The sequence below is a fragment of the Blautia sp. BIOML-A1 genome, from assembly GCF_009883055.1.
Lineage (GTDB): Bacteria > Bacillota > Clostridia > Lachnospirales > Lachnospiraceae > Blautia_A.
The window spans coordinates 16,005-30,860 of record NZ_WWVR01000014.1 but is presented as its reverse complement, the minus strand read 5'-3'; the positions used below and the strand labels follow the sequence as shown (position 1 = coordinate 30,860).

The following is a 14,856-nucleotide window of genomic DNA, read 5'->3' as shown; positions in this document are numbered from 1 at the left end:
GACTCTTGTCGGGTTAGAGATTGATTCCCCTCAAAAAAAGTGATATACTGATTACCTAGATTTATACAAGTGGCGGAGGTTGGCATATATGAAAAAAATAGAAGATTATATAAGAAGCATTCCGGATTTTCCGGAACCGGGAATTATTTTTCGCGATATAACAAGTGTTCTTCAGGATGCAGATGGATTACAGCTTGCAATTGATTCCATGCAGGATTGTCTTAAAGATGCAGAAGTGGATGTGATCGCAGGAACAGAATCCAGAGGATTTATCTTCGGAGTTCCGATCGCGTATAATCTTCATAAACCGTTTGTTCCGATTCGTAAGCAGGGGAAACTGCCGTGTGAGACGGTGTCCCAGAGCTATGATCTGGAGTATGGAAGTGCTACAATTGAGATGCATAAGGATTCCATCAAACCAGGTCAGAAGGTTGCAATCATAGATGATCTTATTGCAACAGGAGGAACCATAGAGGCAGCGATTAAACTGGTGGAGAGTCTTGGTGGTGAGGTTGTAAAGGTTGTTTTCCTCATAGAACTCGCCGGACTTAAAGGCAGAGAGAAGCTTGCCGGCTATGATGTGGCTTCCGTGATCAAATATGAAGGTAAATAGTAAAGAGTCAGAAGTAACCCGATAATGTATCAGGCTTCAGCCGGTATTTCCGGGACCAGAAATTTCGGAAATACTGCCTGTGGACTGAATCTATAATGGCAGGCAGGTGGGAGATAATGGCAGAGAAGAAACAAAGTACACAATCTGAGAAGAATCCGGATCAGGTAGAAAAAGAAAAACTGGAATCTGTAAAAAAAGCAGATGCGGCAGTAAAATCCATGAATGATTTTACGAGTCCGGAGGTTTTGTACGATGAACTGATTTTCAGTGTAAAAAAATATCACCCTTCTACAGACATTTCAATGATCGAGAAGGCTTATGAGGTAGCAAGAGAAGCACATAAAGATCAGAAAAGAAAGTCAGGAGAACCATATATCATTCATCCATTATGTGTGGCAATCATCCTGGCAGATCTTGAACTGGATAAAGAAACAATTGTTGCAGGTCTTCTCCATGATTCTGTAGAAGACACCTGGATGACATGTGAGGAACTGGAAAAGGAGTTTGGCGCTGAAGTTGCACTTCTTGTAGATGGTGTAACAAAACTGGGACAGCTGAGTTATTCTGCAGACAAGGTAGAGCAGCAGGCAGAAAATCTCCGCAAGATGTTTCTTGCCATGGCAAAAGATATCCGCGTAATCCTGATCAAGCTTGCAGACAGGCTTCATAATATGCGTACCCTGCAGTATATGAGACCGGAGAAGCAGCAGGAAAAAGCAAGAGAGACGATGGATATCTATGCACCGATTGCGATGCGTCTTGGTATCTCCAAGATCAAGGTGGAACTGGACGACCTGTCACTGAAGTATCTTAAACCGGATGTATACTATGATCTGGTCAAGAAGGTTGCACTTCGTAAGAGCGAGCGTCAGGAATTTGTCAGCAATATTGTAAAACAGGTCAAGCAGCATATGGATGATGCCGGAATCAAGGCACAGGTGGATGGAAGAATCAAGCATTTCTTCAGTATCTACAAGAAGATGGTCAACCAGGATAAGACCATCGATCAGATTTATGACCTGTTTGCTGTCCGTATTCTGGTGGATACAGTCAAGGACTGTTATGCGGCACTTGGTGTCATTCATGAGATGTACAAGCCGATTCCGGGAAGATTTAAGGACTATATTGCAATGCCGAAGGCGAATATGTATCAGTCTCTTCATACGACTCTGATCGGACCAAATGGACAGCCGTTTGAAATCCAAATCCGTACTTTTGAGATGCATAAAACTGCTGAGTATGGTATCGCAGCGCACTGGAAATATAAGGAATCTTCTGACGGTAAGCTTCCTGTGGACAAACGAGAGGAAGAAAAGCTGAACTGGCTCCGTCAGATTCTGGAATGGCAGAAGGATATGTCCGATAACAGGGAGTTTATGAGTCTTCTCAAGAATGACCTGGATCTTTTTGCGGACAGTGTGTATTGTTTTACCCCACAGGGAGATGTCAAAACATTGCCGAATGGTTCTACTCCGATCGATTTTGCATACTGCGTGCACAGCGCGGTAGGAAATCGTATGGTAGGTGCGAGAGTTAATGGCAAGCTTGTTCCGATAGAGTACCGGATTAAAAATGGTGACCGTATTGAGATCATCACATCCATGAATTCGCAGGGGCCGAGCCGTGACTGGCTGAAACTTGTCAAGAGTACACAGGCAAAGAATAAGATCAATCAGTGGTTCAAGAAAGAACTCAAGGAAGACAATATCCTCAAAGGTAAGGAGATGCTGACACAGTATGCCAAGTCTAAGGGATATAAGATCAGTATGTACACAAAAACACAGTTCCTGGAATCTGTTATGCGTAAATATGGTTTCCGCGACTGGGACTCCGTACTGGCTGCGATCGGACATGGCGGTCTGAAGGAAGGTCAGGTTTTCAACAAACTTCTGGAAGCTTATGAGAAAGAAAATCAGAAGAACCTTACAGATGAGCAGGTGCTTGAGGCGGCAGGAGAACAGCAGGAAAAACTTCATGTAACCAAGAATAAGGGCGGAATCATAGTCAAGGGTATCCATGATGTTGCAGTTCGTTTCTCCAAATGCTGCAGTCCGATTCCGGGTGATGAGATCGTTGGCTTTGTTACACGAGGACGCGGAATCACGATCCATCGAACAGATTGTGTAAATGTACTGAATATGTCAGAAGCAGATCGTTCCCGTCTGATCGAGGCAGAATGGCAGCCGGCAGAAAACAAAGGCTCTGAGAAATATATGGCAGATCTGCAGGTGTTTGCAAACAACCGTACCGGTCTGCTGGTTGATATTTCCAAGGTCTTTACAGAACGTAAGATTGATATGCGTACGATCAACAGTCGTACCAACAAGCAGGAGAAGGCTACGATTTCCATTACATTTGAGATCGGAAGCAAAGAAGAACTGGCTTCTCTTATCGAAAAGATCCGTCAGATTGAGAGTGTGCTGGATGTAGAGCGTGGAACAGCAGGCTGATGTTATAACATAGAAAAAGAGGAAGATTGTATGAAAAAACTGGAATTACAAAAATGCATTGTCGGAAGTGTTTATACAAACTGTTATTTCCTTAAAAACAAAGAAACAGGTGAACTGCTGATCGTGGATCCGGGAGATGCGGCAGATATGATCGAGCGTAAGGTTTCCGAAATGCAGGGAAAACCTGTCGGGATTCTTCTGACACATGGTCATTTTGATCATATCATGGCGGCAGATGAAGTACGAAAAAAATATAATATTCCGATTTATGCAAGTGAGAAAGAAGAGACGACACTTCTCAATCCCAAGGTGAATTTGTCGGTATTTGGACACGGAAGCTGCACACTGGATGCGGATGTTTATCTTAAGGATCTTCAGGTCGTAGAACTGGCAGGATTTTCAGTGCAGATGATCGAGACGCCGGGACATACGGTAGGAAGCTGCTGCTATTATCTGAAAGAAGAAGGTGTGCTTTTTAGCGGGGATACCGTATTTCAGGGTTCTGTAGGAAGAACAGATTTTCCGGAGGGAAGTACTGCGGCAATTGTGAGAAGTCTTCATCGTCTTCTGGATACACTTCCGGATGAAACTGAGGTATATCCGGGACATGATGCATCTACAACAATCGGTTATGAAAAGAGGTATAATCCATTTGTATAAGATAGATATACTTTTTCTGGATAAAGAATTTGAACATGATATTTATGAGTTGATCCGTGCTTTTTATCCGGAAAGTGAGATTACATCTTCCTACGAAGAAAAAGGGGCAGACTGTGATCTTTATTTCCGGATCGAAAAGCAGGATGATTCCTGTATGATCTACTATGAAGATAACGAAAATAAAGGTGTGACAAGTGCAGAGTTTGTGGAAGGGCAGTCTTCGGATGCCCTTGTTTCCTGTACAGATGCACAGGGCAGTGACACCAAAGAGCGTGCACATGCAATCCGCAAAGAACGAAAAGACATTGTAAAGATTGCATTGTACAAATTATTGGTCAGAATAACAGGAAAAACTCTTCCCTGGGGAAACTTGACGGGAATCCGCCCGGCAAAGCTTGCGATGGGACTTATTGAATCCGGAATGAAAAATACAGAAGCGGCACAGAAAATGAGGAACCGTTATATGGTCAGTCCGGAGAAGACGGCACTGGCCATTACAATTGCAAACAGAGAAAGAGAAATCCTTAAGGATATTGATTATGAGAACGGATACAGTTTGTATGTAGGAATTCCCTTCTGTCCAAGTATCTGTCTGTATTGTTCTTTCAGTTCGTATCCTCTGAAACAGTGGAAAGACAGAGTAGATCTTTATCTGGAAGCTCTCTGTAAGGAAATTAAAGCTGTTTCTGAAATAATGAAACAGAAGGGTAAAAAACTGGACACTGTATATATCGGAGGCGGAACACCGACGACACTTGAGGCAGAACAATTGAAAGTCCTGTTTGATGCCCTTATGGAGAACTTCGATTGCCATAACCTTGCAGAGTTTACCATAGAAGCCGGAAGGCCGGACAGTATCACCAGAGAAAAACTGAGGATGATCCGCAATTATCCGGTGACAAGGATTTCTGTAAATCCGCAGACCATGAATCAGGAAACATTGGATATTATCGGACGCCGTCATACTGTACAGGAAACGGAACAGGCATTTCTGCTCGCAAGAGAATGTGGCTTTGATAATATCAATATGGATCTTATCGTGGGACTTCCGGGTGAGGACAGAGAGATGGTCGGACATACATTGGATGAAGTCAGACGTCTTGAACCGGACAGTATGACGGTGCATTCACTTGCCATAAAAAGAGCGGCACGCCTGAATATGTTTAAAGATAAATATCAGGAAATGACATTTGAAAACAACCAGGAAATCATGGATATGACCATGAGAGCAGCCTACGAGATGGAAATGGGTCCTTATTATCTGTACAGACAGAAAAATATGAAGGGAAATTTTGAGAATGTAGGCTATGCAAAGGTTGACAAAGCCGGGATTTACAATATACTGATTATGGAAGAAAAACAGCCGATCATTGCACTCGGTGCAGGTGGTTCTTCCAAACTGGTTTTTGATCATGGGAAACGCATTGAACGTGTGGAAAATGTCAAAGATGTAACGAATTATATTTCCCGTATTGATGAAATGATAGAAAGAAAACGTACAGGAATACAAACATGGCTGTAATGAACAGTGACAGGAGGTATATACGTTGGAAGTGACGCAAAAAGAAGAGATAAAGTCCACAGACAGACTTCTGGAATTTGACCTGTCTGCCGAACTGAATCACGGAATTGCTGTCAGTAATCTTGCGTATGCGGTGGCAAAGGAACTGGGGCAGGAAGAAGAATTCTGTTATCAGCTTGCCATTGCAGGAATGCTTCATGATATTGGCAAACTGAAACTTACAGGATATATTAACGGGCAGGAAAGGGATCCACTTCTGATCGAGGAACTGAAATATGTCAGAATGCATTCGACACTTGGCTATGAAGAACTGAGAGATCAGGACTATTCGGAAATCGTTCTGCAGAGTATTCTCTATCATCATGAGAATTATGACGGTACCGGATATCCGTCAAATTTATCAGGTGACAGCATTCCATTAGGAGCCAGGATTTTGAGAGTCTGTGATGTATATGCGGCACTGATCTCAGACCGACCTTACAGGAAGGCGTTTGATATCAGTACGGTGATAGAGCTTATGATCGATGAGATCAAAAACTTTGATATGGAAGTTTTTCTTGCATTTCAGAGAGTGGTACACAATAACAAATAACAGGAGGATAGCATGGCATTAAAGAAAAAACCGGTAACCGGTATGAAAGATATTTTACCAAAGGAAATGGAAATCCGTAATTATGTGATGAATATGATCCGTGAAACTTACGGAAAATTCGGATTTACAGCAATTGAAACTCCGTGTGTGGAGCATATTGAGAATCTCAGCAGCAAACAGGGTGGAGAAAATGAGAAACTGATCTTCAAAATTCTGAAACGTGGAGAAAAACTGAAACTGGATACAGCAGAGTGTGAAGCGGATCTGGTAGATTCCGGACTTCGCTATGATCTGACTGTACCGCTTTCCAGATATTATTCTAATAATGCAAGTCAGCTTCCGTCACCATTTAAGGCATTGCAGATGGGAAATGTATGGAGAGCTGATCGTCCGCAGAGAGGACGTTTCCGTCAGTTTATGCAGTGTGATATTGACATCCTTGGAGAGTCAACCTACCTTGCAGAGATTGAACTTGTCATGGCTACAACGACACTGCTTGGCAAACTGGATTTCCATAACTTTACAATCCGTATCAATGACAGAAAGATCCTGAAGGCAATGGCACAGTACAGTGGTTTCCCGGAGGAAAGCTTTGATACTGTATTTATCATTCTTGACAAGATGGATAAGATCGGTCTTGAAGGCGTTGCTGAAGAACTTGAAAAAGAAGGGTTCAGCAAAGAAAGTATTGATACATACCTCGGTATGTTCAAAGAAATCACATCCGATATCGAGGGTGTTCGTTACTGTAAGGAAAAACTGAGTGATGTTCTGGATCCGAAGGTTGCAGAAGATCTGGAGACGATCATCACAGCAGTAGACTCTGTGAAGAATGCAGATTTCAGGATTTCCTTTGACCCGACTCTGGTGCGCGGAATGTCTTATTATACAGGTCCGATTTTCGAGATCGCTATGGATGAGTTCGGAGGATCTGTCGGTGGCGGTGGACGTTATGACGAGATGATCGGTAAGTTTACAGGTCAGAACACATCTGCATGTGGATTTTCTATCGGATTTGAGAGAATTGTTATGCTGCTTCTGGAAAGAGGATATGAGATTCCGACCAGTGCAGCAAAGAAAGCGTATCTGATTGAGAAAAATATGCCGGCAGATAAGCTTCTTCCAATCCTGAAACAGGCAGAAGAAGAACGCAAGAGTGGTGTTCAGGTTAATATTTCTATTATGAAGAAAAACAAAAAATTCCAGAAAGAACAGATGACAGCAGAAGGATACACAGACTTTGTAGAATTCTTTAATAAATAATGCGTCAAAAGGAGAAAAATCATGGCTGAAAGTATGAAAGGTCTGCACAGAACATGCCGATGTGCAGAAGTGACAAAGGATATGGTCGGCAGCAAAGTAACCCTTATGGGATGGGTGCAGAAAGCACGTAATAAAGGTGGTCTTGTTTTTGTTGACCTTCGCGACCGTTCCGGAATCATGCAGATTATTTTTGAGAATGGAAGCATTGATCAGGAAGGCTTTGAGAAAGCCGGTAAACTGAGAAGTGAATTTGTAGTTGCGGTAACTGGTACTGTCGAGAAACGTGGTGGTGCAGTGAATGAGAATCTTGCTACCGGTGAGATCGAACTTCGTGCAGAATCTCTTCGTATCCTGGCAGAATCTGATGTTCCGCCTTTCCCGATCGAAGAGAACAGCAAGACAAAGGACGAAATTCGTCTGAAATATCGTTATCTTGACCTGAGAAGACCGGATCTTCAGAGAAATCTGATGATGAAGAGCAAGGTTATGATGCTGACCCGTAAATTCTTCACAGAAGAGGGATTCCTTGAAGTTGAAACCCCGATGCTTGGTAAGAGCACGCCGGAAGGTGCAAGAGATTACCTTGTTCCATCCAGAATCCATCCGGGTTCTTTCTACGGACTGCCTCAGTCTCCTCAGCTTTACAAACAGCTTCTGATGTGTTCTGGCTATGATCGTTATATTCAGATCGCACGCTGCTTCCGTGATGAGGATCTTCGTGCAGACCGTCAGCCGGAATTTACACAGATCGACATGGAGCTTTCTTTCGTGGATGTGGATGATGTCATTGATGTAAATGAAAGATATCTTGCATATCTCTTTAAAGAGGTTCTTGATATAGATGTTAAACTTCCGATCCAGAGAATCACCTGGCAGGAAGCAATGGATCGTTTTGGTTCTGATAAACCGGATATGCGCTTTGGAATGGAACTGCATGATGTAAGTGATGTAGTGAAAGATTGTGAATTTGTTGTATTCAAGGGTGCACTGGAAGCAGGCGGAAGCGTTCGTGGTATCAATGCAGAAGGACAGGGAAGCATGCCTCGTAAGAAAATCGACAAGCTGGTTGATTTTGCCAAAACTTATGGAGCAAAGGGTCTTGCTTATATTGCGATTGCAGAAGATGGCACACGTAAATCTTCCTTTGCAAAATTTATGACCGAGGAAGAGATGGATGCCCTGGTTGCGGCTATGGAAGGTAAACCGGGAGACCTGCTTCTTTTTGCAGCAGATAAGAACAAAGTTGTATATGATGTTCTCGGAGCTCTCCGTGTAGAACTTGCAAAACAGATGGAACTTCTTGACAAGAATGAATATCGTTTTGTATGGGTAACAGAGTTCCCACTTCTTGAGTGGAACGAAGAAGAGAACCGTTATACAGCAATGCATCATCCATTTACTATGCTGATGGACGAGGATATCCCACTGATCGAGAGTGGAGATCTTGGAAAGATTCGTGCAAAAGCATACGATATCGTACTGAATGGTAATGAGATCGGTGGAGGAAGTGTTCGAATCCACCAGAATGACATCCAGGAAAAAATGTTTGAGATGCTTGGATTTACCAAAGAAGCGGCGTATGATCAGTTTGGTTTCCTTCTGAATGCGTTTAAATACGGAGTTCCGCCTCACGCAGGACTGGCTTACGGACTTGACCGTCTGGTAATGCTGATGGCAAAAGTTGACAGTATCCGTGACGTTATCGCATTCCCGAAGGTAAAAGATGCCTCCTGCCTGATGACAGAGTCACCGAGCAGAGTAAGCGAGCAGCAGCTTGAAGAACTGGGACTGGAAACAGCACCGGAGAAATCTGAAGAATAAAATACAAAAACTCCTGCCGGACATGTAACAAAAAAGATCTGGCAGGAGTTTTTTGTGTAGCGTTGTTTGTATTTAATAAGTTTATTCGTAATAGGATTCATCAGATTCCTCATCGATGTTATCTTCATCGGCATTGTCAGATGCATCGATGTCATCGTCAGGATTTTCGATATCCGTTTCTTCACTGTCTGTGGCTGCATTGTCAGAAGCGATGGTCAGCTGCTCGGCATCGTCGTCCTCGATGGCACTGTCAGGATCAGCGGGAACAGGGGTTGTGCTGAGCGTTCCGAATATGGCATTTCCGAGTGCTTCGCTGTTTTCAAGTAACTTCCAGGAAACTCCATCATTGAAAAGGTGGAAGGTTACAGAAGAAGTAACAGTGCTGGTATTGTTGTTGATGCTGTCCAGAAGAAGCTCCAGAGAATGTTCATATCTTTTGGAGGAACCATCAATCACAGCGTCTACAGAAGAAAGATAGGCATCACGGCTGTTCTGATAATCAGAAAGAATAGATGCACTGTCAAAGGTTGTGACCTCTGCAGTTACAATAGCGTTATAACTCTGTATATCGCAGCTGGTAATCTGATAATCAAGACATTTGTGTACCTGTTCGACCAGGGCGGAAGCAATGGAATTCTTGGCAGAATCAGAAGTGTTTAAAAGACTTTCCAGGCCAAGATAATTTCCCATTTGGGTTGAGTCCATGGTTTTCAGAGTATCTAAATAGATGGACAGAGTTTCTTCTGGGGGAATCAGATCACTGTCGGACAGGTAAGTCATAAGACCGCCGACGAGATCATTTTCCAGAGAATGAGTTCGTACAATTTCCCATTCCGGCTTGGAAGTCCCTTTGTTTGTCAGTGTCAGAGTACATTCTTTTTCTACAGTTTCATACTGATTTTGTTTCAGAAGATCATCCAGAATGACATAACGGTCTTCCAGAGAATCTGTTGTCTGTTCTGTATCATCAGAAACAGAACCGGCAGCTTTAAGAACTGCAGCTTTGAGAGAGGCTTTTGTGTAATCTGAAGCTAAAGTCTCTGCATCTATAGTTGTCAGTTTTACTTTTGCAACGGCTTCTTTATTATTTTCATCGACATCAATATCAAGGATCTGATAATCAAAATTCTGAAAGAAGAGCGAAAAAACTTCTTTTATTTCCCTGGACAGAGTGGTTTCTTTCGTCGCATCAGGGAATAGTTCTTTGTAGGATACATATTTCTGGGCAGTGTCAGGGTCCAGATTCTTGAGGAGATTCAGTTCAGTGCTGATTACTGTTTTTACATCGGTTTTATCGAGGTGGGAACAGCCGCCAAGACAGACAACTGCAAGGATAAAAACGAAAAGAGAAACCAGATTTTTGACAATCTTCATAAGTATCTTTCCTTTCAAAAAATATTCTTGTATATTTTATCAAAAAGCAGTCCAAAAGTCAAAAAATGGAGTTTTTGTTCTGCTTTACGAAGGCAAACGTGAAAAAAATGTGAAAATCTTACTGATTTTGAGGAATACTTTCTTTTTTGAGTACAATCTGATATGATAGGTAAGAAAAAAGTTGTAACTGTTCAGTATCCTGACCGTTACAAAAAGTTACTGTTACAGAATCGTCGTAGGGATTCTGTAATATATATAGAAACTAAGAACAGAAGTAACTATGAGGGTACTGAACAGTTAAGAACAGAAACTGATAAGTATGTCCGAGGACAAAGGGCTGTAAGGAGGAAACTTCATATTATGAAAAAAAGAATTCTGATCCTTTTGGGGATCCTGATAATAGGAGGGGGCACAGCGGGAATCTGCTGGAAAACAGGTGTGTTTGGGCAGCAGGAAGTCAGCGGAGATGCTGTATATGTAACACAGATCAGTGAGATCAACGGAGAGGCTTCCGGAGTATCCAATCGCTATGCAGGCGTCGTGGAGCCGCAGGAAACGGTTTCAGTAGAGCTGGAGAATGGAAGAAGTGTCAAGGAAGTCAAGGTCAAAACAGGTGATCAGATCAAGAAAGGCCAGCTTTTATTTGAATATGATCTCAGCAGTATTCAGGACAGCCTGGAGGAAGCACAGCTGGAACTGGATCGTCTCAAGAATGAAGCTTCCAGTCTGAATGAGCAGATTGCCACTCTTGAAAAAGAAAAGAAAAAGGCATCTCAGGACAACCAGCTGTCCTATACAATTGAAATTGAGACAAACAAGATGAATCTCAAAAAAAATGAATACAATCAGAAGAGCAAACAGGCAGAAATTGATAAGCTGCAGAGTGCAACAGGAAACACAGAAGTCAGAAGTTCTATTGATGGCGTGATTCAGAAGATTGATACTTCCAAGCTTTCAACGGATGACGGAGACAGTATGAGCGACAGCAGTGATAATGATATGTCTTCCTATTCAGATAGCAGCAGTGGAAGTAACAGCAATGCGTTTATTACAATTTTGAGTACCGGTTCTTACAGAGTCAAGGGGACTGTCAACGAATTGAATATCCAGAGTATTGTAGAAGGGGAGCCTGTGATTATCCGATCAAGGGTAGACAGCAGTCAGATCTGGCATGGAACGATGGGAACAATCGACAAGGACAGTGCAACGTCTAACAGCAACAGTAACAGCTACAATTTTGGCATGATGGACGCAAGTGGAGATTCACAGACCTCATCAAGTACTTATCCATTTTATGTAGAACTGGATTCTTCAGATGGACTGATGCTCGGACAGCATGTTTACATAGAGAAAGATGAAGGCCAGGAAGAGCAGAAGGCAGGTCTGTGGCTGAGTGAAGTGTACATTGTAGATGCAGATACGGACCAGCCATATGTATGGACCATGGGAAAAGATAAGAAGCTTGAGAAGCGAAGCGTGATCCTGGGACAGTATGATGAGGAATTAGGTGAGCATGAGATTGCAGATGGACTTACGAAAGATGACTATATCGCCTATCCATCAGAGAATCTCAAAGAAGGAATGGCAACTACCAAAAACAGAGAAGAAGCAGTTGACTCCGGATCAGATACGGTAGATATGGATCCGATTTCCGACATGGGGACAGATGAGATGCCGACAGAAGATGGTGATGTTGGCTATATAGATGATTCGTCCGATGATACTGAGATCAGTGATTATGAGATGAGTGATACGGGAACTGTGACAGATGATTATGATGATACGGCAGATGACTGGGAAACAGCTGATGAAAGCTGGGAGGACGATTCGGATATGACGGACGGTGATTTTCCGGATGAAGATCTTGTCCCGGTACAGGATGATACGGAGGCAGAATAATGATCTTGGAATTGAAGGGAATTTATAAGGATTACCAGCAGGGCAAAATGAACGTTCCGGTATTAAAGGATATTAATTTTTCTATGGAAGAGGGAGAATATGTGGCAATTATGGGACCTTCAGGTTCAGGCAAGACGACACTTATGAATATTATAGGATGTCTGGACAAGCCAACGAAGGGAGAATTTTTTCTGGACGGACAGGAAATCGGCAGATGTTCAGAAAATGATATGTCAGATATCCGCCTGAATAAGATTGGATTTGTTTTTCAGAGTTTTCACCTTCTTCCGAGACAGTCTGCAGCGGCAAATGTAGAACTCCCCCTGAATTATGCAAAAATCCCAAAGAAGGAGCGCAGACAGAGAGCACTCAAAGCACTGGATCGTGTCGGGCTGGCAGACAGAGTGGATTTCAAACCAAATCAGCTTTCCGGTGGACAGATGCAGAGAGTTGCGATAGCGAGGGCGATAGTAAACAGTCCGAAGCTGCTTCTGGCGGACGAACCTACAGGAGCACTGGACAGCAAGTCCGGGGCACAGGTCATGGAGCTTTTTCAGAAGTTGAATGACGAGGGGGTAACAGTCCTGATGATTACTCATGATCCGGAAATTGCAGCACATGCGAAGCGTGTAGTAACAATCCGTGATGGTGAACTCAGGGAAAAAGAGGTGAATTCATGAAGAAAAAAATCATCATAGGCGTTCTGATCGCTGCACTGATAGCGGGCGGTACTGTCGGTGGTGCAGTTTATTACAGGAAGTCACATCAAAGTGAAGTGTCTGTTGTGAGTGTGGACAGTCTGGCAAGTCAGTATTATACAGATGATACCAGCCTTGAAGGAAATATTGCCACCAGTGCAGTTCAGAATGTCAGCATTGATAAGGACATGATTGTTCAGGATATTTATGTATCTAAGGGAGATACTGTAAAAAAAGGTGACAAACTGGTTTCTTTTGACATGACACTGGTGCAGATGGAATTAAAGATCGCAAAACTGAAACAGGAACAGCAGGAGCAGAATCTTGCCAAAGCCCAGAAGCGACTGACAAGTCTTCAGAATGGAGGTCCTGTTGAGGAGAGCGATGCAGATAAAGGTGCACTGGATACAGGTACGACATCAGATACGGATACAGAAAGCACGGGGGATAATCTCGCATCTGCAGGCGGTTCGCTGAACGGGATCTATCTGGCAGCTGTGGTGAATCCGATCCTAGCGGCAGCTATTCCGGAAGAAACTGCTCTGAGTGAAGATTTCACAGATACACAGCAGGAGACAGTTTCCGAAGAAAATGCAGGAGCGGAAGTGGATTTTAATTCTGATGATACAGATTCAGATAATTCTGAACCTACACCGACTCCGGAAGCAACGGAGACACCTGGAGCAACAGAAGTGCCGGATATAACATTGACACCGGGTGCAGAATTAACTCCTACTCCGGGAGCTGATCAGTCGCAGGGAGATTTTGTAGATGATATTAAGATCATAGATCTGGAACCAAATCAGAATAAGGACAAACTGATGGATGGAGAATCTCAGTTTGTGAAGGTTCTGGATGATGAAACAGAGCCAATCGCGGGAACCGGCACGAAGGATGATCCGTTTGTGTTTCTGTGTGATTCATCAGACGGATATGTAATTGCCAAGGGATCCTTTCTGAACAAGATGGCACAGTTTAATGAGGACGGAACAAGGGATGCCGGAAAGAATGGGTACTGGTATCGGCTGGAATTCCATCAGGATAATCAGGTTGCTGATTTCCAGAATCGAAAGGAATCCTGTATTGGATATTATCTCATCGATGGGAATCTTCTGGATAAACGGGTAGAGAATGATTCAGAAATTGAATATACATTGGATGGTGCAAGCCATGATGAGGAGGAATTTCCGGATGATCCGGGCGGAGATGGAGATGGCGGTGATGCAGGAAGTGCATCCATTACCAGAGATGAAGCAATTAAAATCCAGAAATCAAAGATACAGAGCCTGACTTTGGATATCCGTGAAAGTAAACTGAATATCAGAAAACTAGAGAAAAAGGTTCAAAGAGAAACCGTTTATAGTAAATTGGATGGGGTGATAGCGAAAGTAGGAGATTCGATAACCTCATCTTCTGACGGAGATACTTTTATGACTGTCAAAAGTAAAGAGGGATATTATGTCAGAGGAACGGTGAGTGAACTGATGCTGGATCAGATACAGGAGGGAACAGAACTGAAGTGCTCCACCTCTAATGGTGAGTTTAATGCTAAAGTATCCTATGTTTCAGACTATCCTGTTTCAAGTGATTCTTCTTCTTATGGCAGTGGAAATCCGAATGCTTCTTATTATGAATATACAGCAACTATTGAAGACAGTTCCATAAAGGTATCGGATGATGACTGGCTTACAGTTATGCTGGCAGGAAATGTGGTCAGCAATGGAATTGTCCTGGATAAAGCATTTGTCCGGACAGAAAATGGTATCAGTTATGTATACAAAGATGATAATGGAACATTGAAGAAACAGATTCTCAAAGTGGGTGGCAATGTAAACAGTGGATATAGTGTTCTGATCACAGGCGGAATCACCAGAGAAGACAAGATTGCTTTTCCTTATGGCGATGATGTGGCAGAAGGTGCCAAAACAAAAGAAGTTTCCTCAGATGAAATGTACGGATACTAG

General features: G+C 42.9%; 11 protein-coding genes. 10 read left to right on the top strand and 1 reads right to left on the bottom strand.

Translation table 11 applies throughout. The annotated features are described in order from the left end of the window. Positions 1–88 precede the first annotated feature (88 nt). From GT674_RS08415 to aspS, 7 genes are all read left to right on the top strand, one after another. The gene (locus GT674_RS08415) at positions 89–613 is read left to right on the top strand and encodes an adenine phosphoribosyltransferase (protein WP_161285285.1); all 525 of its coding nucleotides are present in this window, start codon (positions 89–91) and stop codon (positions 611–613) included. A gap of 116 nt (positions 614–729) precedes the next feature. After that, a complete protein-coding gene (locus GT674_RS08410; protein WP_161285284.1) occupies positions 730–3,063 on the top strand; it encodes a RelA/SpoT family protein in 2,334 nt (777 codons plus the stop codon). Positions 3,064–3,093: 30 nt separating this feature from the next. Next, the gene (locus GT674_RS08405) at positions 3,094–3,723 is read left to right on the top strand and encodes an MBL fold metallo-hydrolase (RefSeq protein ID WP_161285283.1); all 630 of its coding nucleotides are present in this window, start codon (positions 3,094–3,096) and stop codon (positions 3,721–3,723) included. Then, positions 3,695–5,245 (top strand): coproporphyrinogen dehydrogenase HemZ, encoded by a 1,551-nt coding sequence (hemZ, locus tag GT674_RS08400; protein WP_161285282.1) that lies wholly within the window; start codon positions 3,695–3,697, stop codon positions 5,243–5,245. The genes GT674_RS08405 and hemZ overlap by 29 nt, the downstream gene beginning before the upstream one ends. Before the next feature lie 31 nt (positions 5,246–5,276). Beyond that, complete coding sequence (locus GT674_RS08395) at positions 5,277–5,837, top strand: HD-GYP domain-containing protein (protein ID WP_227240143.1); 561 nt, start codon at positions 5,277–5,279, stop codon at positions 5,835–5,837. A gap of 12 nt (positions 5,838–5,849) precedes the next feature. Then, entirely contained in the window at positions 5,850–7,100 is a 1,251-nt protein-coding gene (gene hisS, locus GT674_RS08390) for a histidine--tRNA ligase (RefSeq protein WP_161285281.1), read from the top strand. A 21-nt stretch (positions 7,101–7,121) separates the two neighbouring features. Continuing rightward, positions 7,122–8,921 carry an aspartate--tRNA ligase gene (gene aspS, locus GT674_RS08385; protein WP_161285280.1) on the top strand — a complete coding sequence of 600 codons (1,800 nt, stop codon included), beginning with the start codon at positions 7,122–7,124 and terminating at the stop codon, positions 8,919–8,921. An 81-nt stretch (positions 8,922–9,002) separates the two neighbouring features. On the opposite strand, the gene GT674_RS08380 is transcribed toward aspS, so the two are convergent. After that, on the bottom strand, positions 9,003–10,295 hold the full coding sequence (locus tag GT674_RS08380) for a hypothetical protein (RefSeq protein ID WP_192925999.1): 1,293 nt from the start codon (positions 10,293–10,295) through the stop codon (positions 9,003–9,005). Positions 10,296–10,655: 360 nt separating this feature from the next. Between GT674_RS08380 and GT674_RS08375 the strand changes: the two genes are divergently transcribed. Genes GT674_RS08375 through GT674_RS08365 form a run of 3 tightly spaced genes read left to right on the top strand, consistent with a single transcriptional unit; the run spans position 10,656 to position 14,856 of the window. Then, entirely contained in the window at positions 10,656–12,194 is a 1,539-nt protein-coding gene (locus GT674_RS08375; RefSeq protein ID WP_161285279.1) for an efflux RND transporter periplasmic adaptor subunit, read from the top strand. Beyond that, positions 12,194–12,874 (top strand): ABC transporter ATP-binding protein, encoded by a 681-nt coding sequence (locus GT674_RS08370; RefSeq protein ID WP_161285278.1) that lies wholly within the window; start codon positions 12,194–12,196, stop codon positions 12,872–12,874. Before GT674_RS08375 ends, GT674_RS08370 begins: the two co-directional genes overlap by 1 nt. Further along, a complete protein-coding gene (locus tag GT674_RS08365; protein ID WP_161285277.1) occupies positions 12,871–14,856 on the top strand; it encodes an efflux RND transporter periplasmic adaptor subunit in 1,986 nt (661 codons plus the stop codon). Before GT674_RS08370 ends, GT674_RS08365 begins: the two co-directional genes overlap by 4 nt.

Bases quoted from the DNA above. Each gene is read 5' to 3' on its own strand.
- GT674_RS08415 (WP_161285285.1), top strand. From the start codon at position 89: ATGAAAAAAATAGAAGATTATATAAGAAGCATTCCGGATTTTCCGGAA.
- GT674_RS08410 (WP_161285284.1), top strand. From the start codon at position 730: ATGGCAGAGAAGAAACAAAGTACACAATCTGAGAAGAATCCGGATCAG.
- GT674_RS08405 (WP_161285283.1), top strand. From the start codon at position 3,094: ATGAAAAAACTGGAATTACAAAAATGCATTGTCGGAAGTGTTTATACA.
- hemZ (WP_161285282.1), top strand. From the start codon at position 3,695: ATGAAAAGAGGTATAATCCATTTGTATAAGATAGATATACTTTTTCTG.
- hisS (WP_161285281.1), top strand. From the start codon at position 5,850: ATGGCATTAAAGAAAAAACCGGTAACCGGTATGAAAGATATTTTACCA.
- aspS (WP_161285280.1), top strand. From the start codon at position 7,122: ATGGCTGAAAGTATGAAAGGTCTGCACAGAACATGCCGATGTGCAGAA.
- GT674_RS08380 (WP_192925999.1), bottom strand. From the start codon at position 10,295: ATGAAGATTGTCAAAAATCTGGTTTCTCTTTTCGTTTTTATCCTTGCA.
- GT674_RS08375 (WP_161285279.1), top strand. From the start codon at position 10,656: ATGAAAAAAAGAATTCTGATCCTTTTGGGGATCCTGATAATAGGAGGG.
- GT674_RS08370 (WP_161285278.1), top strand. From the start codon at position 12,194: ATGATCTTGGAATTGAAGGGAATTTATAAGGATTACCAGCAGGGCAAA.
- GT674_RS08365 (WP_161285277.1), top strand. From the start codon at position 12,871: ATGAAGAAAAAAATCATCATAGGCGTTCTGATCGCTGCACTGATAGCG.